The 213-nt window shown below is 69.0% G+C and carries 1 pseudogene; it reads left to right on the top strand.

From position 1 onward, the window contains the following. Nucleotides 1-213 (top strand): annotated as a pseudogene (locus Q1B24_RS21810) (IS481 family transposase); the annotation flags it as partial.

Raw genomic sequence — 213 nt, 5'->3', positions numbered from 1 at the left:
GAGCAGATCGCGTTCTGGATCGGCGAGCATCTCGAGCGGTGGCCGGCCGGTGAGCCGGTGCCGAGCCGGGCCACGATTAACCGGGTCCTGGATCGTCGGGGCCAGGTGGTGCGCGTCCCGCAGCGTCGACCTCGTTCCTCGCGGCACCGCTTCGAGGCCGTCCAGCCCAACCACCTGTGGCAGATGGATGGCTTCGACTACACCCTGCACGAC

The sequence above is a fragment of the uncultured Nocardioides sp. genome (assembly GCF_947488025.1).
Taxonomy (GTDB): Bacteria; Actinomycetota; Actinomycetes; order Propionibacteriales; family Nocardioidaceae; genus Nocardioides.
The sequence above is the reverse complement of the archived record's forward strand: the minus strand, read 5'-3'. Positions and strand labels throughout refer to the sequence as shown.